Source organism: Hungatella sp. SL.1.14 (assembly GCF_024460495.1).
Classification (GTDB): domain Bacteria; phylum Bacillota; class Clostridia; order Lachnospirales; family Lachnospiraceae; genus Hungatella; species Hungatella hathewayi.
The window spans coordinates 1-292 of the sequence record NZ_JANFYJ010000470.1 but is presented as its reverse complement, the minus strand read 5'-3'; the positions used below and the strand labels follow the sequence as shown (position 1 = coordinate 292).

The 292-nt window shown below is 36.6% G+C and carries 1 protein-coding gene; it reads left to right on the top strand.

Annotation, left to right across the window (positions count from 1 at the left end):
• A partial coding sequence (locus NE473_RS31875; RefSeq protein WP_256265707.1) for a hypothetical protein occupies positions 1–292 on the top strand: 292 nt, incomplete at both ends.

The following is a 292-nucleotide window of genomic DNA, read 5'->3' as shown; positions in this document are numbered from 1 at the left end:
AACAGCGTTTGGTATCAAACATAGATTTGAATTCAAATGAATATATGGCTATTAAGGAAGTACTGAATTCTAATAAGGATATGATGATTATGATATATCCGCATGTTGTATATTGGGAACCTTTACAGACTCCACAGCAGTTGTTGAAGGCCTTTGCCAATAATGGCTGGTTATGTTTTTTTTGTGAGCATCCGAGCCTTCAGAATATTTATCGGGAGGCTTATCCTGGTCTATTCATAGTGCATGAAAAGGAGTCATTGCAGGCTATAGATAACAGAGAGGTTTTTGTTCT